Below are 23,998 nucleotides of genomic sequence, written 5' to 3' on the forward strand. Positions count from 1 at the left end.
AAAGTTGGAGCAAGGTGAAGCTGACTGACATCACCGTCGAGGTGCGGGACAAGAACCTCACCCGCCTCGGCATGATCCGCCACGAGGATCTCGACCTGGAGCTGTCCGACCTCCACAACAACGTCGGATCGTGGAAGCTGAGCCTGGCCGTGGAGCACCCCCTCGCGGGGGCTCTGCGCCAGCCCGGCTCCGGCATCGTGATCGTGGGGCCGGACGGCAAGGAGATGTTCTCCGGCCCCACCGTCAAGAACGAGAACCAGGCGACCGCCACCGACCCGGCGGGCACGATCATCTTCGAGGGCGTGGATGACACTGTCATCCTGGGCGACTACCTCGCCTTCCCCGAGCCGGGCAACCTGGACCCGACCAAGCAGAAGCTCGCCCACGACGTGCGGACCGGCACGACCGAGACGCTGATGCACGCCTACGTCAAGGCGAACATCGGCCCGGACGCACCGGCCGCACGCCGCAAGGCGAACCTCGTGATGGGCGCCAACCTCGGTCGCGGCCGGTCGGTCACCAAGTCCGCCCGGTTCAAGGTGCTCGGCAACCTGCTCAACGAGCTGGCCACCGTCGACAACCTCGGCTTCCGAGTGATCCAGCGCGGCAACAAGCTGGCCTTCGAGACCTACCAGGTCTACGACCGTAGCCGGGAGATCCGGCTCGACGTCTACAACAACACGCTCGCCGGCCACAAGGTCGCCTGGTCCCCGCCTGGCGCGACGCAGGTCATCGTCGCCGGACAGAACGAAGGCGTCGACCGGCAGTTCCGCCACCTCACCACCCCCGAGTCCCTCGCCGCCGAGCAGGACTGGGGTCGACGGATCGAGCGGTTCGTCGACCAGCGCCAGACCGACAAGGTCGAGGAGCTGGACCAGGCGGGCATGGAGGTGCTGTCCGAGGAGGGCTTCTCCACGCTGGCCGTGCAGGCGGTCCCGATGGAAGACAGCCCGATGAACTTCGGCCGGGACTGGAACGTGGGCGACCGCGTGACCGTCGTGGTCGAGGGCCAGGAGCTGGCCTCCACCGTGACCGGCTACGTGATGAAGGTCAACCGCGAGGGCTTCCGCTCCGGCGCGCTGATCGGTGACCCCGCCGGCTTCGACCAGGACGCAGCCATGAGCAAGCGGGTGGCCAACACCGAGAACCGGGTGGCGCAGCTCGAACGCAACGCCGAGAACAACGCACCCGGCGCGACGCCGCTCGACATCGCCTTCTTCGCCGAGAGCACCCCGCCCGAGGGTTACCCGCTCGGCGAGTCGTTGCTGCACATGGTCAGCGCGGAAGCTACGTCCGGCTGGCCGACGTTCGCTGGCAAGGGGGGCTCGGTCCTCACCCTCAAGTGGACGGGCGACGACGCCTCGCAGGTCTGGACCCGGCGGGGAACCACGGTCACTCCCGAGCAGTGGATTCGGTCGGGGAACAGAGTCAACGGCTGGTCGGCGTGGAAGAAGCTCGCCGTCGCCGACGACCTCACCCTGGTCGACAACCGGGTCAAGACCCTGGAGGGCGCTCGCAACGTGGCGCCCAACTCGATCAGCGAGACCGACCCGCCGAGCAAGTACCCCCTTGGCACGTCGCTGTACTCGCTTGCGAACGCCAGCCCGGCCTGGGCCCCCGGTGCCTACGGCACGGTCGTCACGTTCAACCACGACGGCAACTCGCGGGTCGCCCAGGTTCTCCACGGCAACGAGGGCGTCGCCATGTGGAAGCGCAGCTACCACGCGAACAACCCCGGTGGCGGGTGGAGCGCCTGGTACCCGGTCGTCCGTCCGTGGGCACTGCCCGATCCCGTGAACGCCAGGTACAACAACACCAACTCGATCACCGCCACGGCCTGGGCGAACCTTCCGAACGACCTGGTGTCCACGCTCACCCTGCCGGCGGACGCCATCGTGCAGGTCGAGTTCGGTGCCTGGCTGGGCGTGCCCGCGAACCAGAACATCCGTGTGGGCATCTCGCACAACGGGGCCAACCCGCAGGATCTGTTCGGCGGCATGTGGGGCAACGTCCTCTACGCGGCGCAACTCTCCGAGCAGGCCGGCGGTGAGATGCGGTTCTTCTCCGCGACCGCGCGGCTCGCGGTGGGTACGCACACCTTCCGGGCCAAGGCGTACATGAGTGGCGGCACGGGCGGATGCAACTACCCCATGCTGCGCGTCACCCCCATCCGCTGGGCTGAGTAGCCCACCCCCTCCTCGGACCCCTGGGCCTTCGGGCCTGGGGGTCCTTCGCATGTCCTCAAGGAGCCGCCCAGTGGCCATCACGTCTTACCCCTTCGACAACCAGGACACGAGCGAGATCCAGTACAGCTCGCTGTTCCGCGAGCTTCAGGACTCCGGCATCGCCGACACCCACGGCGGCACCGGCTTCCAGGTGTCCGGCGATCCGTCCGGCATGGGCGTCTTCCTCCAGCCCGGCTTCGCCTTGCTCCGCGGGCACGCCTGCCAGTCCACCGCCGTCGAGCGGCTGGACATCCAGCCCGCCAGTCCTGCCCTGCGCATCGACCGCGTGGTCCTCCGGCTCGACCCGGTGGCCAACTCGATCGTCCCGGTCGTGCTTCAGGGCGTGCCGAACAGCACCGCCCCGGCGCTGACCCAGACCGACACCGGCGTCTACGAGGAGTCCCTGGGCCTGGTCGCGGTCGACCCCAACGTCGGCGTCATCGCGCTGACCAAGGTGACCGACGACCGCGCCTTCCTCGGTTCGCGAGTCGGCTGCTGGTCGACCGCCACCCGCCCGAAGACCCCGCGCAAGGCCCGGCTCGGCCTGAACACCACGACCGGCAAGTGGGAGTACCACAACGGCACGGGTTGGGCGGACCTGATCCCCAGCACGGTCGACAACTCGACCCGGTGGAACGGCTACACGGTGACGGTGTCGACCACCACGCCGTCCGGCACGCCGACCACCGACCGCATCTGGATTCAGCCGACGAGCTGAGGGAGGTCACATGGCTACCACCTGGGGTTCTACCGAGGGCCACCTCCGGGTCGGCATCGACTGCTGGACCACTACCCCGACCGCGAGCAGCACGGCGGTCGCTGTCTCCCTCCGCGTCTACGTGCAGTGCATGGACTCCTGGGACTTCGACGACGACCAGGATTTCAAGGTCACCGGCACGGGCGGCGGCACGGGCACGTTCCACAACAGCCTGAGCGGCAGCTCGACGAAGCTCATCTACTCGCACGACATGAGCGCGTCGATCGACTACGACGGCGGGCCCACCTACACGTGGACCGCCTCGATCTCGGACATGTACAACGGGGGCACCCCGAGCCACACCCGGTCGATCACGCTGCCGAAGAGGCCAGCCTCCCCGCCATCCGCTCCGGCCACCCCGACCGCTGCAAGCATCACCTCGACCAGCGCCGCGCTCTCGTGGTCCGTGCCAGCCAACAACGGCGCAGCCATCGACTCGTACGGCCTGTGGGTGTCCACCAGCTCCACCTTCCCCGGCAGCACGTACGTCACCCAGACCGGCACGTCCAGAACGTGGACCGGCCTGGCGAAGGGCACCACGTACTACGCCAGGGTCAACGCCCACAACGCGGCGGGCTGGGGCTCCTACTCGGGTACCCGCACCTTCACGACCGGCACCACGGCGCCCGGCTCGATGACCGCGCCGACTGTCGGCAGCATCGGGGCCACCACGGCGTCGGTGACCTGGTCCGCCCCCTCTGACGATGGCGGCAAGGACCTGGACCTCATCGCCGGTCAGGTGTCGCGCAACTCGACCTTCACCGACGTGATCCTGAGCTGGGAGTCGGCGGGCACCGACATCCGCAAGGATCTGACCGGCCTGCCCAAGGGCGCGGTGCTCTACGTCCGCACGCAGGCGCACAACGCGGTCGGCTGGGGCGCCTGGTCGCCCTCCCGCACCTTCACCACCGACACCACGGCAGCCGGCGCAACCTCGAAGCCCAGCGTCGCCAGCGTCCTCGCCACCTCGGCGTCGGTCTCCTGGTCCGCCCCGTCTGACACGGGCGGCGCATCCATCACCGGCTACGAGCTTCAGCGGGACACCAGCTCGTCCTTCGCGGCCCCGGTGACGGCGACCACCACCAACCCGTCTACCTCCCTGTCCGGCCTGCTGCCGGGCACCACCTACTACCTCCGGGTCCGCGCAGTCACCTCTGCGGGCACGGGTGGCTGGTCCGCGACCACCACGTTCACCACGCTCTCCGGGGTCAAGGTGGGCGACGGCACGCGATGGGTCGACGCCATCGTGTGGGTCGGCGACGGCTCCAAGTGGGTGCTTGCCCAGGTCAAGTCCGGCAACGGGACCACCTGGAAGTGAGACACCTTGTGACCACGCTCGCCCTGGAAGCCCCGGTCCAGGCCGCAATGGTGACCGCCGGCGGTGGCGTCGCCGTCGCCCTCATCGGCGTGCTCGTCGAGATACTGCGTCGGCAGCACAAGCGCCTCGGTGAGGTGCGGGACCACGTCGCCAACTCGCACACCACCAACCTGCGCGACGACGTGGACAGGGTGCTCGCTGGCCTGAACGACGTGAAGACGTTGATCCACGGGCAGGGCCGGGACATCGCCGGGCTGCGTGAGGAGATCCGCCACGAGCGGACCGAGCGCCTGGAGGTCGAGCGCCGCCTCGACCAGTACATGGCTCGGTGATCCGCAAGGACTGGGACGAGTACTACCTCGACATCGCTCACGCGGTCGCCGCCAGAGCGGACTGCACCCGACGCCAGGTCGGGGCGGTCATCGTCAACGCAGACCACCGGCAGATCGGGCAGGGGTACAACGGTGCCCCGCCCGGCGAGCCTGGCTGCTTGACCGCTGGCGCGTGCCCGCGTGGGCGCTTCGGCCCGGACGTCGTCCCCCCGGGTTCCTCCTACGACACGGGCCCCGGCTCCTGCATCTCCGTGCATGCCGAGGTCAACGCGCTCCTCGACGCGGGTGGCCGAGCCGCCTGCCTCGGAGCCGTCCTCTACATCACCCACCCGCCGTGCGACGGCTGCGCCCGGATCATCCGCGCCGCCGGGATCGCCCGGGTGGTCACCCCCGAGACCCTGGAGGTCACCCCCTCGTGACGAATCCGAACCCTGCCCGCATCCATGACTCGATGTGGTGGCTGTGGGAGCAGCTCGACCAGCTCGACCCCGACATCGCCCTCGGCGGGATCTACGCCAACAAGAAGGGCTACCACAACACCCGCGCCGCGAACGACGCGAACTGGCCCGGCAACTACTCCGTCATCCACGCCGACGACCGCAAGGGCCCGTCCGACAAGGCGGCTGCCATCGACCTGACCTTCCGGTCGGCGCAGGGCGGGGACTACCGCACCATCGAGAAGTACAGCGACCGGCTGTACGCGGCGGGCAAGGCGGAAGACCCCCGGCTGGACGGCTGGCGGGAGTTCTTCGGCCAGTGCGACAACGACACCCACGTCGAGGGCTGGGACTTCCGCAAGGACCAGGACACCACGTCCGACAGCTCCCACCTATGGCACATCCACTGCTCCGAGGTGCGCGCCTACGTCGAGTCGATGGCCAACAAGGAGTGCCTGCTCTCCGTGCTGAAGGGCGAGTCGCTGGCCGACTACCTGGCTCGCGGCGGCAAGCTGGCCGTCCCGGTCCAGTCGGCCCCGGCGCCCGCTCCCAAGCCGGCGGCCCTGCCGTCCTACAAGCTCGGCTCCCGCGTGCTGCGCAAGGGCATGACGGGCACCGACGTCAAGAACATGCAGACCCTGCTGGTCAAGCGCGGTCGCAAGGTCGCCCAGGACGGCGTGTTCGGCTCGCACACCGAGGCCGGGGTCAAGGACTTCCAGAAGGCCCGGTGGCTGGAGGGCGACGGCATCGTCGGCCCGGACACCCTCAGCGCCCTGGTGACCAACCTCGGCGTGCGGGTGCTGCGCGAGGGCATGACCGGCTCCGACGTGAAGGAGTTGCAGCGCCTGCTCACCCGCATGGGCTACAAGCTGGTGCTCGACGGCGTCTTCGGCGGCCGGACGGTGGCCGCGGTGAAGGCGTTCCAGAAGTCCCGCCGGCTCAAGGCGGACGGGATCGCCGGACCCAAGACCGTCGAGGCGCTGCGCAAGTGACCCAGCTCCTCTACTTCTCCGCTCAGTGGTGCCGCCCCTGCAAGGCGTTCGGTCCCCGGCTCACAGCTGAGGCTGACGCCCGGGGGCTGGAGCTGCTGAAGGTCGACATCGACGGACCGAACAAGCACCTCGTCGACGAGTTCGGGGTGTCCTCCGTCCCGACCGTCCTGGTGCTGAAGGCCGGCAAGGTCGCCGACAAGTTCGGCCCGCTCTCCCCCCAGTACCTCCGTGCCCGGCTGGATGCAGCCGAAGAAGGGATCGCCCAGTGACTGACGCTACGAGGCGTCGCATCCGCACCACGTTCCAGACTGTCGTGGCCGCCGCCCCGGTCATGCTGGTCGCCGTCCCGCTCCTGCTGGAGCACGCCAAGGACGTCGTGCCCGGTGAGACGTACACCATCCTGGCCAGCGCTGGCGCGGCCATCGTCGCCATCGCGAGCTGGATCACCAAGGTCATGAACAACCCGGCCGTGGCCGCCGTCATCGAGCAGCGCCTGCCCTGGCTGGCCGCGACCGACCCGGCCGTGGTCGAGGAGCAGACGATCGCTGACGACATGGCGATCGTTGAGCCCCGCGAGGACTGGACCGAGCCGCCCGCCATGTACGAGGAGCTGGGCCTGCCGGTCGAGGACATCGGCGCGGTCGACCCGGAAGACGCCCAGACCGTGACCTTCCCCGCCGTCCAGTAACGAAGAGGCCCCACCTGCCGGAATGGCGGGTGGGGCCCTATCGTTGTCTCTGGTGTGTCACTTGGACTTCTTGGCCTCGATCTCCTCGACGGTGGTGACCGGCGTGCGGTGCGGCCTGCGCGGGCCCTTCTTCGCCTTGGTGAGGAGCTGCCGGATCGGCGCGGCGTCATCGACGCAGAGGTCCAGGTTGACGGTGCCCTCCTCGGTCCTGATGGTGTACCGCTGCGCCTCTTTGCTGCGATCGGCGCAGATGTCGCAGACGGTCACACTGACCTTCGCCATCCTGTTGTCTCCTCCGGCGCACCGAAATGACCTGCTGTCCGGTTAAAGCTATCATGCGAGTTGACAGTAGGACTGGGCGTCGCTAATACTTACACGTGTCATCGCGAGACACACTTACACCTGGGGGTTGGCATGGTTGCCACGAAGATCGTGAACGAGCAGGAAGCCGTTCGCTGGATCGAAGAGGGCAAGACCTACAAGTGGATCGTCGAGGAGTACAAGCGCAAGTACGGCATCGACACCGCGCCTTCGCTCTGGGGCAACCTGCGCCGCAAGCACGGCATCGACCCTCGCATCGTGCGCAACGACGACCTGCTCCCCTGGGAGATCAAGGAGGAGCACCGCTGGCTGTTCCCGCCCCAGATGCTGCGGGCTGAGGCTCGGCGGCGTGCGGGCAAGTCGATCGGCCCGGAGGACGACAAGGTCCGCCTGGAGAACTTCCTCAAGCGACTGAAGGACGACAACCTGGTCGTGCACTACGACCCGGACACCCCCGAGGGCTTCTTCTACGTGCCAGCTCGAGAGGGCATAGACACCGACCTGGTGCGCGTGCCGCAGCGCAAGACCACGAAGAGACGCCGCGCAGACTGAGAAGGGCCCCCGGATTACCGGGGGCCCTTCTCGTATCTGGGGTCAGGCTGCGTGCCGCAGCTCCTGGACGAGCTGCCCGAAGTTGCCCTCGACCACCACGTCCTTGTGGTGCGCCAGCTCGGCGATCAACTGGCCGAAGATCGGCGGCTCCGGCTCGCCGATCGCCAGGGCAGTCTCCTCGGCCATCGGGATGGCCTCGTCCTGCGGCACCACGATCGGGTCGGTCAGCGGGTCCGGCGTGGCGGTCGGCTCCGTCGCCTCGACCGGTGCCGTCACCACCGGGCTGCTGGTAGGCGCGGTCTCCACCGGGGCGGGTGCGGGCGCCGTCACAACCGGGGCTGGCGCGGGGGCCGGCGCACTGGGCGCGGTCTCCACGGGGGCGGACTCGACCGGCTCGGCGTTCGGGGCTGGCTCGGCAGGCATGGTGTCGGACAGGACTGGCGGGGCGGGCAGCGGCATGTCCGGGGAGGACGGACCGATCGGTGGGGTCACAGCCGCAGGCAGGGTGGGGTCGCCAGCAACGATCCGCTGGACGTTGACCCGCAACTGCTCCTTCACCGTCCTCGGCTGCTTGGTGACCGGCTCCGTGCCTGGCTCGGGCAGCAGGGCAAGGGCGATGGCCGCCTCCGTCACATCGTCCGGCAGGACCACCCGGTCGTCCAACTGCGCAGCCCACCGGCTGATGCGCGCCTCGTCGGTCCCGTAGATCACCCAGCGTTCCCCCTCGACCAAGTTGGGGAGGGTGTGGTGAGCGGGGTTCCCCACATCCCACCGATCGTGCGCACCGGCGTCGGCGAAGACCTTCACCTCGTTGCGCTCCTCGCCGTAGCTGAAGACGAAGTGGACCGAGTCCGGCCCCATGTACGCCTCGACCTGCATCGTGGTGCCGTCCTCGGTGATGCAGGTCGCCTTGAGGTCGGCATCCTCCAGGCCAGCGCAGGTCCAGGACGAGCCGGTCTGCATCGCGCTGAAGACCTGGTTGTGCCATGCCTGGTTGGCGGCCACCGGGGTGGTGCCTCCCGCGAACATCGGGACCAGGACGCCGCCAAGCACGGCGGCGGCTGTGAGGGAGCCAGCCCTCCTACCCAGGGCGGCCACGTTGACCGGCTGCCGACGCGGCCTGGCGGCGCGGTGCCGACCTGGCTTGATGTCGATCGGGCGCACCGGGCGGTACTGGCGGGCCACCGCCGGGATGATCTGGGTGACGGCCTCGGGTCGCCGGATCGGGATGCCCGCGGTGACGACCCAGTGCTCCACCAATTCTCGGTGGGTCGGGAGAACCGCCTGGATGGCGTCGATCGCGGTGTACTGGCCGATCGCGGGGTCGATGAGAACGACGTCCTTCTCCGGAACCGGCACGGCTGCGGCCCCGGTGTGCGCCTGAACGATCTTCACTATGCGTGTCCTTGGTGCGAGGTGCTGGTTGGAGAGGGCAACGGTGCCGTTCCCCTACCGGGGCTGCCGTTATGCCTGATCAGGCGCGCTGCCGGGCGATCGTAAGAGGAACAGTTGTCGCCGCGCAAGTTTCGTTAACTAAGCTTGTTGATCACGGTCGGTCACAGGTTGCGCAGGTGGAACTCGACGAGCGCGGCGACGGAAGCCTGCTGCTCGGGGGTGAGCTTCTCGATGTTGCTGATCAGAATCCGCGTGCCTGTGTCCGGCGTCTCGGTCTCGTAGACGTGGTAGCCGGCGGACGCCTCTGCGGCGCGGAGCACCACGTCCTCGGGCACCCCGAGGGCTGCTGCGAGGGCGGTGATCTGCTCGGGCTTCGGCATGGGCGGGCGGTCGGTGGTGGCCAGCTTGTGCACGTATGACTTCGACAGGTGCTCGCCGCCGCGCTCGGCGATGTCGCCGTAAGACTCCTTGTGGTCTCTCCTTCTCTTCTCGATGAGCTGAGCCAGCTCGTGCTCTGGCATGACGCCTCCTGGTTCGCTCGGGGGCGACCTGACCATAGCCGCTGACCTGGCCTTTCGTCCAAGCGGACGGACGGGTAGTCCACGATCGTGGACACCTGAATCACGCTTCGTCATCCGTTCGTCCAGTCTTGGGGATGGGGCGTCCACGGATGTGGACGGGGGCCATCCGGCCCCGTACAGTGATCGCCGCAGGTCAGGGGGTGCGACCCCGGCCCGCGCTCCAACTAATAGGTACGGCCCACCTCGGCGTAGAGTGTGGGCTCCGCTCACAGTTACAGGTGAGCGATCTGGGGAAGAGGATGTCCGCAACATGCAACACGGCAACACCATCACCATCGGCCAGGTCGACATCTTCCTGGACCCCGAGAACCACGACTGGCACATCGACGCCCGCCCCGGCTACAAGTCCCGCGAGCTGAAGGGTGCGCTGAAGCAGGCGCACGAGCTGGGCATGGACGTCTACAGCCCGGAGGAGTGTGAAGCAGGCATCTTGGACGACGGAACGATTCGCATCTGGATGAGCCCGAAGGAGCCTGTGTGACCGTCACGTTCGCTCGACCCAAGGCGGTCGACCCGAAGGTGAAGGCGGGCGACAAGGTCCCGCGTGACGGCCATGGCTCTCCGCTGGTCGTCCCGTACGGGGGCGGCAAGCCCAAGCCGTACACGCGGGTCACGACCTTCATCGACTGCATCGAGGACAAGTCCAACCTGGAGCGGTACGGCAAGCGCATGGTGCTGGTCGGGGCCGCGAAGCAGCCGACCATCCTCAACGCGGTGCAGGGCCTGGACCCGAACGACAAGGCCGACAAGAAGAAACTGGACGGCATCGCCGAGAAGGCGTCGATCGTGGCCGGGTCCAAGGACAAGGCCGACAAGGGTACGCACCTGCACGACCTGTCCGAGTACGTCGACCGAGGCGAGCCCCTGCCCCTGTGCAGCGAGGCGGACCTCGTCGACATGGCGGCCTACAAGCTGGCCACCGTGGACCTGGACGTCGTGCACATCGAGCGCCTGGTCGTGGTCGACGAGACGTCCACGGCCGGTACGCCGGACCGCGTCTCGTTCTACGACGGGCCCGGCCCGGTTGTCGACGGCGAGCGCATCCACATCAAGGGCAACCTCATCACCGACCTCAAGACCGGGTCGGTGGAGTACGGCGCGCTCAAGATGGCCATGCAGCTCGCGGACTACAGCCGGGGCAAGTTCTACGACCACACCAAGTTCCCTGCGCCGGACCGCGAGGTCGACGGGGAGAAGGCGTGGCAGGCGTGGCGCAAGACTGAGTTCACCGCCGAGGAGGCGGCTGCGGCGTACACCGAGCTGCCGGACGTGAACCAGGACTGGGGCCTGATCATCCACCTGCCTGCGGGCAGCGGGGTGTGCACCGTCTACTGGATCGACCTGCGCGCTGGCTGGGAGGGCGTGCAGGCGGCGAAGGTTGTCCGGGGGCTGCGCAGCAAGAAGAAGGTCATGTTCCCGTTCGATCCTCGTGTAAGTGTGAGCGCAGACACGGCGCAGTAGTAAGAGCCGCTCGACCAGCACCTGTAAGTTTGAGCAAGAGCGAGAGGGGAGACACCAACAGTGAGCATCGCGAGCGAGCCCAAGGCGCGGGGTGTCCAGGTCACCATCAAGTACGGCCGGGACTACGACGACCCCTGGGTCACCTTCGCCGGAATGCCCCACGAGATCCGCGAGGACATCGTCGAGTACTTCGACATCGACCGCGACAGCGTGGCGGGAGTGAGCCTGTCGGCGGTGGTTGCCACGGCCCGCAACCTGGCGACGGCCAAGGGCACCCTGGCCTCCACCTTCGGGGCCACGGTCATCCGGCCGGCCCAGCAGGCGAAGGCCCCGTCGGGTGACGTGTGGGCTGAGGCTGGCCGGGCGGCCCAGGCTGTCCAGGGCGCCAAGCCTGCCGAGCCCGAGGTCAACCCGCTGTTCGCCCTGATCGAGGGCACCACGTCGGTCGCCGATCTCCAGCGACTGTGGGCTGAGAACCAGTCCGCCTTCGAGGACAAGGCGGTCATGGACGCCTGGAAGGCCAAGGGCAAGCAGCTCCAGGGCGCGGCCAGGTGAGGCAGCGGCACAAGGACACCGCCGCCATCGTCGTCGCCCTGCTGGTCCTGATGGCCGTGGGTGTCGGCATCTGGGCGCACTACAACGCTCCGTGCGACAGCTTCGTGTTCGCACACCAGAAGGCCAGCGAGCTGCCTGCCCGCTGCGTCACGTTCTACAAGCACTGAGAGAGGAACCAACCCGTGGCCCTGTTCAAGGACACCGTCGCCCCCGCCCAGCCCTCCCTGGAGGAGCGCGTCAACGCGGCTGCCGCGACCGCTGCCTTCGCCCGTAACGCCTTCGAGGCCGCCGCCTCCGACCTGGAGAACGCCGCCCACGAGCAGGCCCAGATCCGCGACGCCGCCCTCGCCGAGGCTGAGCGGCTCAACGACCTGGCCCTCGCCGCCGACGACGAGTGCATCCGCAACGCCGAGGCGGCCAGCAAGATCCGGGCTCTCGTCGCCTGACCCTGCCCGCCCTTCCTTCTTCCCGCACGTGTAAGTGACAGCAAGACCAGAGGAGCAGTCAACAGTGTCTTTCCAGTTCGCCAAGCCGACCGGTGGTTCGTCCTTCTTCAAGCCGGGCGACCACATGAACGACCTCGCCCTCCTGGTGGAGGCCAAGTCGATCGCCAAGAACCGGCCGCACACCTACCAGGGTCGTACCTCCACCCGTGACGAGGTGATGGCGGACATCACCGTCTTCGGCACGCTGGAGTCCCTGGAGAAGGGGCAGCCGACCGCCGTCCTCAAGAACGTGAAGGTCGCCCACGCCATGCTCTGCTCCGACCTGGAGGACAGCATCGGCCAGCCCTTCCTCGGCGTGGTCCGCAAGACCCCGACCGCCGGCGGCTCGGGCTACGTGTTCCGGCCGGTCGACCCGACCACCGAGGGCCAGGTCGCGGGCTACTACCAGCAGCGCGAGGCGGCCATCACCGCGGCCGTCGCTGACGCGCCGTCGTTCGACTGAACCACCAACCCGAGGAGGCTGTAGCAGTTGCTGACCGCTGGTAGGTCCCTGGCACTGCACGCCGAGTCCGGTCGTGAACTTCCCCGGGTGGCGGCATTCGAGGCGCTGTATGCGCGTGGATGCCGCCCCCGGCACGGGGAGGTCATCATGGTGGCCGGTCGTTCCGGCACGCAGAAGTCGGGCTTCGCCCTGTTCTGGGTGGCGCAGATGAACCTGCCCACCCTGTACTTCAGCGCCGACATGAGCGCGTTCACCGCCAGCTCCCGGCTCGCCAGCATGGCGACCGGCGACACCACCGAGGTGGTCGAGAAGGGCATGGCGATGGGCGGCAGGTATCGGCAGAAGTACCTCGACGCCCTGGCCGACAACCGCATCACCTTCAGCTTCGGCTCGCCTATCAACTGGCAGGCGGTCGACGAGGAGCTGGAGGCATACATCGAGCTGCACGACCGGTACCCCGAGGTCATTGTCTTCGACAACCTCATGGACTTCGACGGTGCCGAGTCGGACTACACCGAGCAGATGTCGGTGATGTCGATGTCCACCGAGCTGGCCCGCAACACCGGGGCCACGACGATCATCCTTCACCACGCGAGCGACAAGTCCTGGGAAGCCAAGAGCGACCCGTGGGCGCCACCGTCTCGCGACCAGGTGAAGGGCGGCCTGTCGGAGAAGCCTGAGCTGTCGCTGTCCGTGGCGCTCGACCCGAACACGATGGAGTACCGGGTCGCCACGATCAAGCAGCGCATGGGCCCATCCGATCCGACGGCCCGAAAGTACGCGGTCATGTACTGCGAGCCCGAGCTGACCCGCTTCCACTCCACTCCCCCGTCCCACCGTGCTCGTTCTCTGGAGGTCGTGTAACTGTGAGCAAGAAGGCGCTCGACCTGTTCGCGGGTGCGGGTGGCTGGGACGTGGCGGCCGAGGCGTTGGGCTGGCAGGTCGACGGCGTGGAGATCATGCCCGAGGCCAAGGCCACCCGCGCTGCGGCCGGGCTGCGGACGATCGCCGACGACGTCCGCTACGTCGACCCGGCACCAGGTGAGTACGACGTGCTGATCGCCAGCCCGCCGTGCCAGACCTTCAGCATGGCTGGCCGGGGAGCTGGTCGGGAGGCGCTCGACGCGGTGCTGGCTGGCGTCGCCCAGTACGCCGCCGGCCTCCGGCCCACCTACGAGGAGCTGACCGCGTCGACCGGCGACGAGCGCACCGCCCTGGTGCTGGAGCCGTTGCGGGTGGTCCTGTCTTCCATGCCCACCTACGTGGCGTGGGAGCAGGTGCCCACCGTCCTGCCTGTGTGGGAGGCGTGCGCTGAGGTGCTGCGCACCGCGGGCTACTCGGTGGTGACGGGCAACCTGAACGCCGAGCAGTTCGGGGTACCGCAGACCCGCAAGCGGGCGATCCTGGTGGCCCGGCGCGACGGAAAGCCGGCGGCCCTGCCGAAGGCCACGCACTCCCGCTACTACGGCCACACCCCGGAGAAGCTGGACACTGACGTCGAGCCCTGGGTCAGCATGGCCGAGGCGCTGGACTGGATCGACGAGGCGTACGTCGGCTTCCCCCGCCGGGTCCAGGAAGGCAAGGACGACATCCCCGTCGTGCTCAACGGCGTGGCCTACCGGCAGCGCGACCTGCGCTCGGGCAACCGCCCGGCGCCCGTCATCACCAGCAAGGCGCGGTCCTGGTCGCACTTCAGCCCGGCGGGTGCGGTGAAGCGGATGGGTGCGGGCATGGTCGAGCGGTACGGCGAGCGGCCGGGTCGTTCGGTCAACGCCCCCTCCTTCACGATCCGCGCTTCCGCCGGCCGCAACGAGCCGGGTGGTTTCGTGTGGGCGCTGCGCAACGGCAACCAGGCGAAGGCGTGCGTGCGGGACGCCAACCAGCCTGCCGGGACTCTGTTCTTCGGCAAGCGCACGAACACGGTCACGTGGGAGCGGGGCGCGGAGGTGCGCAAGATGACGGTCGGTGAGGCCGCCGCCCTCCAGACCTTCCCTGCTGACTTCCCCTTTCAGGGGTGCATGTCGAAGCAGTTCTTGCAGGTCGGCAACGCTGTGCCTCCCCTGCTCGCGCTGGCTGTATTGAGATCCGCAACGGAGGACGTGTTACTGTGAGCGAAGTAGCGAAGCGCAACAAGGCCAACCGGCGCAAGGGCGCGCAGTGGCAGACCGACTTCCGCGAGGGCATGCGGGGCGAGGGCTTCGACGTCGAGACCCTGGCCCTGGCAGGCAAGGAAGACGAGGGCGACACGGTGGTGAAGGACCCGAAGGGCTTCTTCAACCCGGCGATCATCCTCGTCGAGCAGAAGAACGCGGCCAAGTTCGAGCCGTCGACCTTCGTCAAGGAGGCCGAGGCCGAGTGGAAGAACTACGCCAAGCACCGGGGCCTGGACCCCGCGACCATCCTGCCCGTCGCCGTCGTCAAGCGGCGCGGTCACGGCTGGCGCAAGGCGTACGTGCTGACCACGGTCGAGCACATCTTCGGGCTGGTGGAGCCGTGAGGCGGCTGACCAACCAGGAGCGCAAGGCCCTGGTCGACTTCATCGCCGACGCGGAGCGGGAAGCCGAGGCGCGGGGCGAGGAGTACTGGGGCTCGAACAAGATCCGCGACGTCGAGGTGGAGCTGGGGGTGAAGCGGGAGTGACCGAGGAGCGGCCTGCCCTCACGGCGGTACTCGACCACTATGGAGTCCAGTACCACCCTTACAAGGTGCGGCAGATGGTGCGCTGTCCGCTCCAGGACGAGGACAGGACGCCGTCGATGTCGATCGACACGGACCGCGAGCTGTGGAACTGCCACTCCTGCGGCAAGGGTGGGGACAGCTACGCACTGCTCATGGAGAAGGAGGGGATCAACTATGTCGGAGCGCGAGCCCTTGCGGCCTCTCTCCACCTCGCAGCGGGAGGCGCTGGAGGAAGCGACAGCGGCGTATCAGGGTCAGCTTACGGCGGACGTCGCAAGGTACCTGCTCGGTCGGGGGATCGAAAAGCAGGAGGCGGATACGTACCGGCTTGGCGTCGTAAGTGACCCCTACCCGGGCCACTCCAAGTACCGGGGGATGCTCGCCATCCCCTACCTCGACAAGCACGGCCAGGCGCTGAGCATCCGGTTCCGCTGCCTGGAGGAGCACAAGTGCCGGGACTTCTGGCACGGCAAGTACAACACCATCGAGGGCGAGCAGGCGCGCTGCTTCAACATCGGCGCGATCTTCCGCGCTGGCGACGAGCTGCACGTGACGGAGGGCGAGTTCGACGCCGTCATCCTCAACAAGATCGGGCTGCCCGCGGTGGCCTTCCCCGGGTCGGACAACTTCAAGTCCCGGCACCGACGGATGCTCGCCGGCTTCTCGCGGATCTGGGTCTGGGGAGACCCGGACGACGCGGGCGCCAAGTTCACCAACAAGATCAGCCGCGCTCTGCGGCAGGCCAAGGGTCTGCGGCTGCGCGACGGAGACGTGACCGACACCTACATGGCAGGCGGGGAGCAGGCCCTGCTGGACATCCTTCGAGAGGGGAAGCCCAACCAGTGATCATCGACGAGACCAACGCCGCCGCGATCAAGACCTTCAACGACATCAACGACGTGCTGCGGGAGGTCCGCTCCGAGCGGTACGCCCAGGACGCCCAGTGGGGCACGCAGGACCACCCGATGCTCCCGGCGCAGGGCATGGAGTGGATCTACGTGGACAACTACCGGCACGACGCCGAGCAGTGGAAGGTCACCAACGGCTACCGCAACGAGAACGGCGCGCTGGCCTGGGACGGCATCCTGCTGGAGGAGGTCTACGAGGCGCTGTCCGAGACCGATCCGGCCAAGCGTGAGGCCGAGCTGGTCCAGGTCGCCGCCGTCGCGGTGGCCGCCGTGCAGTCCAGCCGGCGGGCGCGGGGCCTGGCGTGAGCGAGCTGCCCGGCAAGCCGGGGCCCAGGCTGAAGGCGGCATGGGATGCCCTGCCCGAGGCGTGGCGACCGGTGCTCCGGTCTCACCTGTTCGGCGAGACGAGCGCGGAGTGGCTGGCCGACTGGTTCACCAGGGCTGGTACCCCGGTCTCCGCGAGCACCATCCGCACGTACAGACGATCCCTTCAACGACGCGAGGACGTGTTACTTTGAGCGATGACCTGCTGAAGGAGCTGCTCGACAAGCCGGTCGGGCCCGAGATCCCGGCCAGGAAGACCAACCCTGAGCGCGACTTCACCAAGCAGGTCGAGGTCACGGGCGACGTCGCTGCGGTGACGGTGCGGGGTCCGCAGGATGAGGTGACCGAGGAAGCTGCGGTCGCCCACCTGCGGGCCCAGGGCCTCGACCCTGCGGCCTGGGTCGCCACCGGCTTCCGCTCCTCGGAGTGGACGATGGCCAACGGTGATGTCGGGACCAGCACCCGCTTCACCTTCGCCCGGCAGGGCTCGGCCGAAGCCGAGCGCCCGAACCTCGACGAGCTGGTCGCCGAGATCAAGACCTACATGCCGAGCTACGTCCGGCCGCAGGGTGACCACGGCTTCATCGTCTCGCTCGGCGACATGCAGTTCGGGAAGATCGACGGCGACGGCGTGGAGGGCACGCTGGCCCGGACGGTCGACTGCCTGAACAAGGCGGCCGACCTGCTGTACGCCTACCGCGAGCGGTTCGACATCGGGCACGTGCACATCGCCTGGCTGGGTGACCACATCGAGGGCTTCCAGTCGCAGGGCGGGGCCAACGTGTGGCGCACCCCGCTGACCCTGAACGAACAGATCCGGCTGACCCGGCGGGTGATGCTCCACGCGCTGACCACCTTCGCCCCGCTGGCCGAGCGGCTGACGATGGCCGCGGTGCCCGGCAACCACGGCGAGGCGGTGCGGTTCGCGGGCAAGGGGATCACCCGGTACGACGACAGCCACGACACCGAGTCCCTGATCGCGGTCGCCGACGCGGCCAGCCTCAACCCCGAGGCGTTCCGCCACGTCGAGTTCTTCGTCCCGCAGACGGACGAGCTGACCGTGGTGCTGGACGTAGCCGGGACGGTGGTCGCCCACGCCCACGGCCACCAGTGGCGCCCAGGCAAGCACTTCGACTGGTGGAAGGGGCAGGCGTTCAACAAGGCCAGCGCGATGCACCAGGCGGACCTGCTCCTGGCAGGCCACCTGCACCACGAGCACGTCGACAGCGACGGGCCCCGCACCTTCATCCAGCCGCCGGCGATGGAGAGCGAGTCGACCTGGTGGCGGCACAGGAAGGGCACGACGGGTGCGCCGGGACTGATCGTGGCGGTCACCAAGGACGGACGTACGGACATCAAGGAGGTGGTTCGGTGAGCGCGGACTGGACTGTGCTGGAGATCCCCGGCGTCGAGGGAGTCGCCCGCAAGGCGGCGGCCAAGGTCGCATCCGATTATGAAAGTGTGAGCGGCCTCGTCGACAAGGACGACCTGCACCAGGAGGCGCTGATCCTGCTGGCCACCCACGGGGAGCGGGTTCGCCGGTACGTGGAGGGGCCGGACGGACTGGGCGGGCTGTACCACGACCTGCTGATGGACCTGATCAACAAGGTCACCCCCCTCGCCAAGCGGGCCATCCGCACCCACTCCTACGAGGCGGTGCGCGAGGCCAGCGAGTGAGTCGCTACGACAGGCCCCTGGTGGAGCAGCTTCTGCCAGGGGTCTGGGACTCCGACTACGCCTACGGCATGGAGAACCCCGAGGCTCCCCGACCGGTGACCGGCTGCTCGGTCCACGCCCGCCGGGACGGCTCGCCTCGCGAGGACTGTGCCTGCTGCGACCCCTCGGGGCGCAAGGCGACGACCAACCCGAAGAGGGGCAACACCCACTACGCCCACCTGGCCGACATCCACGCCGCCTGGCGGCACGGGCAGCTCACGTTGAAGGAGCGCCGGGCGGTGTTCATGCGCTACGGCCTGGGCTTGACGCAGCGCGAGATCGGGCTGCACGAGGGCATCACCAAGCAGTCCGCCGAGGAGCGGATCTCCCGTGGAGTCGGGCGGCTGGTGGCGCACCTCAACGGTGACGAATGTGAAAGTGACAGCGAGGAGAGCAACACCCCGTGATCAAGCTTAACCTGACCCCCGAGCACACCTTCGGCCCGACCGGCGAGGTCGTCTACAACCGCACCTACTCCCGCACCAAGCCGGACGGCAGCAAGGAGACCTGGCCGGAGACGGTCGAGCGGGTCTGCGTCGGCAACCTCTCGCTGGCCTACGGGCCGGTGGAGACCTGGTCCGAGGAGGTGCGCGAGGAGTACCAGCGGCTGCGCCGCTACATGCTGCGGTTCGCCATCATCCCCGCCGGCCGCCACCTGTGGGCCTCGGGCGTGAAGGGTCGCCAGTACCTGTTCAACTGCCACGTCTCCGGCTGGGGCGAGAAGCTGAGCGACCACTTCGAGTTCAGCTTCCTCCGGCTGATGGAGGGTGGCGGCGTGGGCGCCAACTACAGCTCCCGCTTCCTGGAGCCGTACGGCACGCCGCGTCGGCAGCTCAACGTGCACATCGTGTGCGACCCGGCGCACGCCGACTACGAGGACATGACCGAGGCCGGGCTGCTCTCCGAGCAGTACGACTCCGACTGGGACGGCAGCTTCGAGGTCGAGGACTCCCGCGAGGGGTGGTCCGACGCCCTGGTCGACCTGCTCGACACCTTCATGACCGACGACGAGGTGCTGCACGCCAACCGGGTCTACGACGTGAGCCGCGTCCGGCCCAAGGGCAGCCGACTCAAGACCTTCGGCGGCACCGCCTCGGGCCCGGCCCCGTTCGCCCGCATGATGCAGGAGATCGCCTCGGTGATGAACGAGGCGTACCTGTGCGGCACCATCAACGCCGCCCAGGAGCCGCACCTCACCCCGCTCCAGGCCATGGAGATCGACCACGCCATCGCCGAGTGCGTGGTGTCGGGCGGCAACCGACGGTCCGCCCGCATGGCGATCGTCCGCTGGGACGACCCGTACATCTTCGAGTTCCTGGCCTGCAAGCAGGACACCGGCAAGCACTGGACGACCAACTGCTCCGTCGAGGTGGATACCGCGTTCTTCCACGAGCTGGCCAAGAAGGGCGACGGTGCCTCGGCCGACCACGCGAAGCGCGTCCACCAGCAGGTGGTGCAGGGGATGCTGGAGAACGGCGAGCCCGGCTACTGGAACAGCAGCCTGTCCAACGAGGGCGAGGTCAACGAGGTCATCGCCACCAACCCCTGCGGTGAGATCGCCCTGGAGGCGTGGGAGAACTGCAACCTCGGCCACATCAACCTGGACGCCTTCGCCCCCAAGCGTCGCGGCGGGCCGGTCGACTGGCTCGGCCTGGACGAGGCGCACAAGCTGATGGCGCGCTTCCTGGTGCGGGCCACCTTCGGCGACGTCAACGACCCGAAGCAGGCGGCCAAGCTGGCGGCCAACCGGCGCATCGGTGTCGGCCACCTCGGGGTGCAGGCGTTCTACGCCAAGCGGGGCTACCCCTACGGCAAGGTGCCGCTGATCGGTCGGCTCCGCAAGGAGCTGCGGGAGATGCGCCAGGTGGTGCGGGCTGCCGCCCGGCAGGCGGCGTTCGAGCTGCGCATCCCCGAGCCGGTCAAGTGCACCACCGTGGCGCCCACCGGCACGATCGCGAAGCTGCCCGGCACCACCGAGGGCGTGCACCCGGTTCTGTTCAGGTACTTCATCCGCCGGGTCCGCTTCAGCATGGCCGACCCCGAGCAGGCGGCGAAGGTGGAGGAGTTCCGCGGGCAGGGCTTCAACGTCGAGACCTGCGTCTACGACCAGAGCGGCAACACCATGGTGGTCGAGTTCCCGACCAAGGATCTGCTGCTTGAGCAGGTCGAGGGCCTGGGCTACGACGAGTGGGAGGCCGCCGACCTGGTGCAGACGGCGGACGAGATCCCGCTCAACGCCATGCTGGCCTTCCAGCAGATGTACCAGCAGGAGTACGCCGACAACGCGGTCAGCTTCACGGCCAACGTGCCGGCGGGGCTCGACCCCCAGGAGGTCGCCGACGTGATCGAGTCCTGGCTGCCGATGCTCAAGGGCACGACCATCATGCCGACCAACGGCAGTCGGCCGCAGGCCCCGTACGAGAAGATCAGCCAGGCGCAGTACGAGGCGGCGCAGGCCACCCTCGTCGAGGACAGCACCGATGAGGATTGCGCGTCGGGTGCCTGCCCTATTCGATAGGTGACATGGCCGACCGTCCGGGTGTCTACGTGGTCTACACGCGGTACGCCCGGACGGTCGGCCTGGCGCTGAAGCTGGGGCACGAGCTGGCCCCGGTGCTCGAACGGATCGCCGCCCGCGAGGCTCGGCTACCCCGCAACGAAGAGGGCCCCCGGCGTTGAGCTGGGGGCCCTTTTCGTGTCGGCTCAGTTGTCCGTACCACACGTAAGCGCGACACCCTGGCGACACCCGTCGGGCGGAATCGACCTGCGGCGGGATTTGCCTTAGGGTCGCGAGGGTGAAGATCGCTCCAAGACTGACCTCTGTCCCCACCGGTTCCTCCGCAGGCTCGCGCGGCTCCGGGCTCACGGCAGCCGAGTTCTTCGCCGGGATCGGTCTCGTCCGCCTCGGGCTGGAGTCGGCAGGCTTCAGGGTGGCCTGGTCGAACGACATCGAACGCGACAAGCGGGACATGTACGCGGGGCACTTCGGTGAAGGAGAGGACCACGTCCTCGATCCTCACGACGTCGCCGAGGTCAAGGGCAGCGACATGCCTGCCGGGCTCGATCTCGCGTGGGCGTCGTTCCCCTGCACGGACCTATCGTTGGCCGGATGGCGTCGCGGCCTCAGCGGAAGCGAGTCCTCCACCTTCTGGCACTTCACACGCATCCTGGACGAGATGGGCGAGAGCCGACCGTCAGTTGTGGCGTTGGAGAACGTCGTGGGCTTTGCCACCAGCCATGGCGGGGAGGACCTGGCGACGGCGATCCGTGAGCTTAACCGCCTCGGCTACTCGGCAGACGTGCTGACGCTGGATGCCAGGCGCTTTGTCCCGCAGTCGCGGCCACGCATGTTCGTTGTCGGTGCGATGAACCCCCCGCAAGACGAGCCCGTGCCCAACAGTGAGCTTCGCCCGGACTGGCTACAGGCTCCGTTCGGCGACCCAACGTTGAGGACCCACCGAGCGGCGCTGCCTGCGCCTCCAGCTCCGCTCACGGCCGGTCTCTCGTCGCTCGTTGAGAAGGTGTCCGACGACCTCTGGTGGGACGACAAGCGGCGGGATGCGTTCGTCTCCTCGCTGTCGCCTATCCAGGCCGAGCGCCTTGAGAAGCTGCGCGGGCAGCGGAAGGTCTCATACCGGACGGCCTACCGGCGGACACGCAACGGCGTGCCGGTCTGGGAGATCCGCCCCGACGACATCTCCGGCTGCCTGCGGACTGCGCGCGGCGGCTCCTCCAAGCAGGCACTCGTTGAGGCCGGCAACGGCAGCGTGCGGGTCAGGTGGATGACCGCGTTGGAGTACGCCCGGCTCATGGGCGCGGGGGACTACCGGATGAGCGGCACGCGCCGCAACCAGGCACTGTTCGGGTTCGGTGACGCGGTATGCGTGCCTGTGGTGTCGTGGCTGGCCGAGCACTACCTAATGCCACTGGTGCGAGGAGAGATGCAGGCCACGGCTGCGCCACAGCTGGCAGTCGTCAATGGCTGAGCCGAAGCGGCCGGCAAAGAATCAACTGCCAGCGACGTCCGTCCGCGATTTCCGGCGTCTGCTCGACCAGGCGCTTTCCGCGCTGGATGATGAGGGCCGTAAGTGGGCCGACGCCCGGTGGGGGTGCTACGCGTTCTTCGACTACGACGGGGAGCCCATCTACGTCGGGCAGACGAACGAACAGCTGCGGACGCGTGTTCGACGACACCTGACGAACCAGCGCACCGACGCCGTGGCGATGAGGATCCTCGACGTGTTCGAGGTGGCCGAGATGGAACTATGGCCGCTCTGGGAGTTCGACAACGTCACCAAGAAGCGCGATCCGGACGGGTTCAAAGCGGCGCAGGCGCGGCTCGACACGGTCGAGTACACGGCCTATCTGAAAGCGATCGCGGCAAGCCGGTTCCAGGCGATCCTCAACGAGAAGATTCCTCCGCTGTCCCCAACGACTGATCTGCCGCCCTCGCGGCGGTTCCCGTTGATCAGTGAAGAGACGCGGGCCGAGCGGGGACACCCTGACGTGCGAATCGCACGCCGAGCTGAGACAATCTCCCGGCTTGCCGCCGTCGCACACGAGCGGGGCGAGGTGTCGGACGGGCTACGCCGAGTACTGGTCATCCAGGCAATCCGGCTGGCCTACATCTCGGCGGTCCGCCTCGCATACGTCGAGGGCAGGGCCGCACCTGACCCCTCCGCGATCGACATCACCCGCCTCGTCGGCAGCCTGCTATACGAGCGCTCCGACCCGCACGGGCGGACAGACGAGGACGACATGGGCGACGGGGAAGACGACTAAGGGCGGTCCAGGCACGCACCCACCGGCCCTGGAACGCTGGCAGTTGCACACTGCCCCCGTACTGTGGGCGTCGTGTCAGACAAGTCGTGGGCCTCGAACCCTGCGGTGCGGCGGTCGATGCGATCGAACCGAAGCCGTGACACCAAGCCTGAACTCGTGCTTCGTCGCGCCCTGCACGCCAAAGGACTCCGGTACCGGGTCTGCGCTCAACCGTTGCCGGACTTGCGGATGAAAGCAGACATCGTATTCCGGCCCGCTCGGGTAGCCGTAGAAGTGCGGGGATGCTTTTGGCATGGCTGCCCTTTGCACTACCGTCAACCGACTGCCAATAGCGAATACTGGGTCGCAAAAGTGGCCCGCAACATCGCGCGAGATCAAAAGAATAGCAAGGCCCTGGCAGAGGCGGGATGGTTGTTGATCTCCGTCTGGGAGCACGAGGATCTCAGTGCGGCGGCGGATCTTATCAACGATGCTGTCCGCCGTCGGCGCGACGTATGACGGTTACTGCCGGCGAGGATCTGAGCGATTGCTTCAGTTGTCCATGACGTGCACCCGGCTGGGCTCGGGCAGCCCGTAGATGTGCGCCCACCACCGGACGACACCGAGAGCGATGCGCTCGGCCACCGGCTTGTTGTCGGCCACCACCTCTGCCGTCAGCGTGGTGCGGTCGCCGTGCACCCCAGCGGAGATCAGGCGGCCCTTCACCTCATCGGGCATCGGGCCGTCAGGCTCGGCGTGCGGGCTGGCCGGGGTGGCGGCATAGTGCACCACCACGATCCAGGTCTGCCCCTCCTTCATGACGTCAAGGTCGTGACCGAACGCCTGGCGTACCCGGCGCACGAGGCCAGCGCCGAGGGTCGGCGACTCCTGGATGATCTGCCAGGCTTGCTTGGTGGCGGCGTCCATGACGGCAGGCTCCTTGACGGCGAACAGGTGGATCAGTCGGGTCTTCTGGTCGTCGGTGAGTGGCGGCGCGGCGTCAGCGATCTGCTTGGCGATCCTCCGCAGCTCGTCGTTCACGGGCGTC

General features: G+C 68.1%; 34 protein-coding genes. 30 read left to right on the forward strand and 4 right to left on the reverse strand.

Going from position 1 to position 23,998, the window contains the following annotated elements; translation table 11 throughout:
- Positions 1 to 14: 14 nt before the first annotated feature.
- The 8 genes from A6A27_RS38310 (at position 15) to A6A27_RS38345 (ending at position 6,749) form a co-directional block, all read left to right on the forward strand.
- Positions 15 to 2,186 (forward strand): siphovirus ReqiPepy6 Gp37-like family protein, encoded by a 2,172-nt coding sequence (locus tag A6A27_RS38310; protein WP_073839551.1) that lies wholly within the window; start codon positions 15 to 17, stop codon positions 2,184 to 2,186.
- A 70-nt stretch (positions 2,187 to 2,256) separates the two neighbouring features.
- Entirely contained in the window at positions 2,257 to 2,943 is a 687-nt protein-coding gene (locus A6A27_RS38315; protein WP_073839552.1) for a hypothetical protein, read from the forward strand.
- A gap of 10 nt (positions 2,944 to 2,953) precedes the next feature.
- A complete protein-coding gene (locus tag A6A27_RS38320) occupies positions 2,954 to 4,300 on the forward strand; it encodes a fibronectin type III domain-containing protein (RefSeq protein WP_073839553.1) in 1,347 nt (448 codons plus the stop codon).
- On the forward strand, positions 4,297 to 4,632 hold the full coding sequence (locus tag A6A27_RS38325) for a DUF2746 domain-containing protein (protein ID WP_241825651.1): 336 nt from the start codon (positions 4,297 to 4,299) through the stop codon (positions 4,630 to 4,632). The genes A6A27_RS38320 and A6A27_RS38325 overlap by 4 nt, the downstream gene beginning before the upstream one ends.
- Positions 4,629 to 5,051 carry a deoxycytidylate deaminase gene (locus A6A27_RS38330; RefSeq protein ID WP_073839554.1) on the forward strand — a complete coding sequence of 141 codons (423 nt, stop codon included), beginning with the start codon at positions 4,629 to 4,631 and terminating at the stop codon, positions 5,049 to 5,051. The genes A6A27_RS38325 and A6A27_RS38330 overlap by 4 nt, the downstream gene beginning before the upstream one ends.
- Complete coding sequence (locus A6A27_RS38335; protein ID WP_143194402.1) at positions 5,048 to 6,061, forward strand: peptidoglycan-binding domain-containing protein; 1,014 nt, start codon at positions 5,048 to 5,050, stop codon at positions 6,059 to 6,061. Before A6A27_RS38330 ends, A6A27_RS38335 begins: the two co-directional genes overlap by 4 nt.
- Positions 6,058 to 6,330 carry a thioredoxin family protein gene (locus A6A27_RS38340; RefSeq protein WP_073839556.1) on the forward strand — a complete coding sequence of 91 codons (273 nt, stop codon included), beginning with the start codon at positions 6,058 to 6,060 and terminating at the stop codon, positions 6,328 to 6,330. Before A6A27_RS38335 ends, A6A27_RS38340 begins: the two co-directional genes overlap by 4 nt.
- On the forward strand, positions 6,327 to 6,749 hold the full coding sequence (locus A6A27_RS38345; protein ID WP_143194403.1) for a hypothetical protein: 423 nt from the start codon (positions 6,327 to 6,329) through the stop codon (positions 6,747 to 6,749). Before A6A27_RS38340 ends, A6A27_RS38345 begins: the two co-directional genes overlap by 4 nt.
- Before the next feature lie 57 nt (positions 6,750 to 6,806).
- On the opposite strand, the gene A6A27_RS38350 is transcribed toward A6A27_RS38345, so the two are convergent.
- Positions 6,807 to 7,031 carry a hypothetical protein gene (locus tag A6A27_RS38350; protein WP_073839558.1) on the reverse strand — a complete coding sequence of 75 codons (225 nt, stop codon included), beginning with the start codon at positions 7,029 to 7,031 and terminating at the stop codon, positions 6,807 to 6,809.
- 132 nt (positions 7,032 to 7,163) lie between these two features.
- On the opposite strand from A6A27_RS38350, the gene A6A27_RS38355 reads away from it, so the two are divergent.
- A complete protein-coding gene (locus tag A6A27_RS38355) occupies positions 7,164 to 7,622 on the forward strand; it encodes a hypothetical protein (RefSeq protein ID WP_073839559.1) in 459 nt (152 codons plus the stop codon).
- 42 nt (positions 7,623 to 7,664) lie between these two features.
- On the opposite strand, the gene A6A27_RS45430 is transcribed toward A6A27_RS38355, so the two are convergent.
- Both A6A27_RS45430 and A6A27_RS38365 read right to left on the reverse strand, forming a co-directional pair.
- Positions 7,665 to 9,017: a hypothetical protein gene (locus A6A27_RS45430; protein ID WP_073839560.1), complete on the reverse strand. Its 1,353-nt coding sequence runs from the start codon at positions 9,015 to 9,017 to the stop codon at positions 7,665 to 7,667.
- A 161-nt stretch (positions 9,018 to 9,178) separates the two neighbouring features.
- Entirely contained in the window at positions 9,179 to 9,538 is a 360-nt protein-coding gene (locus tag A6A27_RS38365; RefSeq protein ID WP_083673197.1) for a helix-turn-helix domain-containing protein, read from the reverse strand.
- A gap of 310 nt (positions 9,539 to 9,848) precedes the next feature.
- Between A6A27_RS38365 and A6A27_RS38370 the strand changes: the two genes are divergently transcribed.
- From A6A27_RS38370 to A6A27_RS38460, 21 genes are all read left to right on the forward strand, one after another.
- Positions 9,849 to 10,079, forward strand: a complete 231-nt coding sequence (locus A6A27_RS38370) for a hypothetical protein (protein ID WP_073839561.1) — start codon at positions 9,849 to 9,851, stop codon at positions 10,077 to 10,079.
- Entirely contained in the window at positions 10,076 to 11,059 is a 984-nt protein-coding gene (locus A6A27_RS38375) for a hypothetical protein (RefSeq protein ID WP_241825652.1), read from the forward strand. The genes A6A27_RS38370 and A6A27_RS38375 overlap by 4 nt, the downstream gene beginning before the upstream one ends.
- A gap of 60 nt (positions 11,060 to 11,119) precedes the next feature.
- Entirely contained in the window at positions 11,120 to 11,614 is a 495-nt protein-coding gene (locus A6A27_RS38380) for a hypothetical protein (protein WP_198940631.1), read from the forward strand.
- Positions 11,611 to 11,781: a hypothetical protein gene (locus tag A6A27_RS44670; RefSeq protein WP_158074135.1), complete on the forward strand. Its 171-nt coding sequence runs from the start codon at positions 11,611 to 11,613 to the stop codon at positions 11,779 to 11,781. Before A6A27_RS38380 ends, A6A27_RS44670 begins: the two co-directional genes overlap by 4 nt.
- 15 nt (positions 11,782 to 11,796) lie before the next feature.
- Entirely contained in the window at positions 11,797 to 12,060 is a 264-nt protein-coding gene (locus A6A27_RS38385) for a hypothetical protein (RefSeq protein ID WP_073839562.1), read from the forward strand.
- A 64-nt stretch (positions 12,061 to 12,124) separates the two neighbouring features.
- Positions 12,125 to 12,562: a hypothetical protein gene (locus A6A27_RS38390; protein WP_073839563.1), complete on the forward strand. Its 438-nt coding sequence runs from the start codon at positions 12,125 to 12,127 to the stop codon at positions 12,560 to 12,562.
- A gap of 87 nt (positions 12,563 to 12,649) precedes the next feature.
- Positions 12,650 to 13,426, forward strand: coding sequence for an AAA family ATPase (locus A6A27_RS38395; RefSeq protein ID WP_274534627.1), 777 nt, complete (start codon positions 12,650 to 12,652; stop codon positions 13,424 to 13,426).
- A 2-nt stretch (positions 13,427 to 13,428) separates the two neighbouring features.
- The gene (locus A6A27_RS38400; RefSeq protein WP_073839565.1) at positions 13,429 to 14,673 is read left to right on the forward strand and encodes a DNA cytosine methyltransferase; all 1,245 of its coding nucleotides are present in this window, start codon (positions 13,429 to 13,431) and stop codon (positions 14,671 to 14,673) included.
- A complete protein-coding gene (locus tag A6A27_RS38405) occupies positions 14,670 to 15,059 on the forward strand; it encodes a hypothetical protein (protein WP_073839566.1) in 390 nt (129 codons plus the stop codon). The genes A6A27_RS38400 and A6A27_RS38405 overlap by 4 nt, the downstream gene beginning before the upstream one ends.
- Positions 15,056 to 15,202 (forward strand): hypothetical protein, encoded by a 147-nt coding sequence (locus tag A6A27_RS44675; protein ID WP_158074136.1) that lies wholly within the window; start codon positions 15,056 to 15,058, stop codon positions 15,200 to 15,202. The genes A6A27_RS38405 and A6A27_RS44675 overlap by 4 nt, the downstream gene beginning before the upstream one ends.
- A 74-nt stretch (positions 15,203 to 15,276) precedes the next feature.
- Complete coding sequence (locus A6A27_RS47870; protein ID WP_083673211.1) at positions 15,277 to 15,585, forward strand: CHC2 zinc finger domain-containing protein; 309 nt, start codon at positions 15,277 to 15,279, stop codon at positions 15,583 to 15,585.
- Positions 15,467 to 16,087 carry a toprim domain-containing protein gene (locus A6A27_RS38415; RefSeq protein WP_443190037.1) on the forward strand — a complete coding sequence of 207 codons (621 nt, stop codon included), beginning with the start codon at positions 15,467 to 15,469 and terminating at the stop codon, positions 16,085 to 16,087. Before A6A27_RS47870 ends, A6A27_RS38415 begins: the two co-directional genes overlap by 119 nt.
- Positions 16,084 to 16,455, forward strand: coding sequence for a hypothetical protein (locus A6A27_RS38420; protein WP_083673198.1), 372 nt, complete (start codon positions 16,084 to 16,086; stop codon positions 16,453 to 16,455). The genes A6A27_RS38415 and A6A27_RS38420 overlap by 4 nt, the downstream gene beginning before the upstream one ends.
- A gap of 208 nt (positions 16,456 to 16,663) precedes the next feature.
- Positions 16,664 to 17,848: a hypothetical protein gene (locus tag A6A27_RS38430; protein ID WP_073839570.1), complete on the forward strand. Its 1,185-nt coding sequence runs from the start codon at positions 16,664 to 16,666 to the stop codon at positions 17,846 to 17,848.
- The gene (locus A6A27_RS38435; RefSeq protein ID WP_073839571.1) at positions 17,845 to 18,150 is read left to right on the forward strand and encodes a hypothetical protein; all 306 of its coding nucleotides are present in this window, start codon (positions 17,845 to 17,847) and stop codon (positions 18,148 to 18,150) included. The genes A6A27_RS38430 and A6A27_RS38435 overlap by 4 nt, the downstream gene beginning before the upstream one ends.
- Positions 18,151 to 18,170: 20 nt before the next feature.
- Entirely contained in the window at positions 18,171 to 18,596 is a 426-nt protein-coding gene (locus tag A6A27_RS38440; RefSeq protein ID WP_241825654.1) for a sigma factor-like helix-turn-helix DNA-binding protein, read from the forward strand.
- Positions 18,593 to 20,707, forward strand: a complete 2,115-nt coding sequence (gene nrdJ / locus A6A27_RS38445) for a ribonucleoside-triphosphate reductase, adenosylcobalamin-dependent (RefSeq protein WP_143194405.1) — start codon at positions 18,593 to 18,595, stop codon at positions 20,705 to 20,707. The genes A6A27_RS38440 and nrdJ overlap by 4 nt, the downstream gene beginning before the upstream one ends.
- Positions 20,708 to 20,712: 5 nt before the next feature.
- Complete coding sequence (locus A6A27_RS44680) at positions 20,713 to 20,868, forward strand: hypothetical protein (RefSeq protein WP_158074137.1); 156 nt, start codon at positions 20,713 to 20,715, stop codon at positions 20,866 to 20,868.
- A gap of 116 nt (positions 20,869 to 20,984) precedes the next feature.
- The gene (locus A6A27_RS38450) at positions 20,985 to 22,175 is read left to right on the forward strand and encodes a DNA cytosine methyltransferase (RefSeq protein WP_241825655.1); all 1,191 of its coding nucleotides are present in this window, start codon (positions 20,985 to 20,987) and stop codon (positions 22,173 to 22,175) included.
- Complete coding sequence (locus A6A27_RS38455) at positions 22,168 to 22,971, forward strand: GIY-YIG nuclease family protein (RefSeq protein WP_241825656.1); 804 nt, start codon at positions 22,168 to 22,170, stop codon at positions 22,969 to 22,971. Before A6A27_RS38450 ends, A6A27_RS38455 begins: the two co-directional genes overlap by 8 nt.
- A 72-nt stretch (positions 22,972 to 23,043) precedes the next feature.
- On the forward strand, positions 23,044 to 23,469 hold the full coding sequence (locus tag A6A27_RS38460; protein ID WP_073839693.1) for a very short patch repair endonuclease: 426 nt from the start codon (positions 23,044 to 23,046) through the stop codon (positions 23,467 to 23,469).
- A 33-nt stretch (positions 23,470 to 23,502) separates the two neighbouring features.
- Here the strand turns inward: A6A27_RS38460 and A6A27_RS38465 are convergent, their stop codons facing one another.
- On the reverse strand, positions 23,503 to 23,991 hold the full coding sequence (locus A6A27_RS38465) for a hypothetical protein (RefSeq protein WP_073839573.1): 489 nt from the start codon (positions 23,989 to 23,991) through the stop codon (positions 23,503 to 23,505).
- Positions 23,992 to 23,998: the final 7 nt, after the last annotated feature.

The sequence above is a fragment of the Micromonospora sp. CB01531 genome, from assembly GCF_001905095.1.
In the GTDB taxonomy this organism is placed as follows: Bacteria; Actinomycetota; Actinomycetes; order Mycobacteriales; family Micromonosporaceae; genus Micromonospora.

Excerpts from the sequence above, each read along its gene's own strand:
- A6A27_RS38320 (WP_073839553.1), top strand. The coding sequence starts at position 2,954 with ATGGCTACCACCTGGGGTTCTACCGAGGGCCACCTCCGGGTCGGCATC.
- A6A27_RS38350 (WP_073839558.1), bottom strand. The coding sequence starts at position 7,031 with ATGGCGAAGGTCAGTGTGACCGTCTGCGACATCTGCGCCGATCGCAGC.
- A6A27_RS38355 (WP_073839559.1), top strand. The coding sequence starts at position 7,164 with ATGGTTGCCACGAAGATCGTGAACGAGCAGGAAGCCGTTCGCTGGATC.
- A6A27_RS38365 (WP_083673197.1), bottom strand. The coding sequence starts at position 9,538 with ATGCCAGAGCACGAGCTGGCTCAGCTCATCGAGAAGAGAAGGAGAGAC.
- A6A27_RS38370 (WP_073839561.1), top strand. The coding sequence starts at position 9,849 with ATGCAACACGGCAACACCATCACCATCGGCCAGGTCGACATCTTCCTG.
- A6A27_RS47870 (WP_083673211.1), top strand. The coding sequence starts at position 15,277 with ATGGTGCGCTGTCCGCTCCAGGACGAGGACAGGACGCCGTCGATGTCG.
- A6A27_RS44680 (WP_158074137.1), top strand. The coding sequence starts at position 20,713 with ATGGCCGACCGTCCGGGTGTCTACGTGGTCTACACGCGGTACGCCCGG.
- A6A27_RS38455 (WP_241825656.1), top strand. The coding sequence starts at position 22,168 with ATGGCTGAGCCGAAGCGGCCGGCAAAGAATCAACTGCCAGCGACGTCC.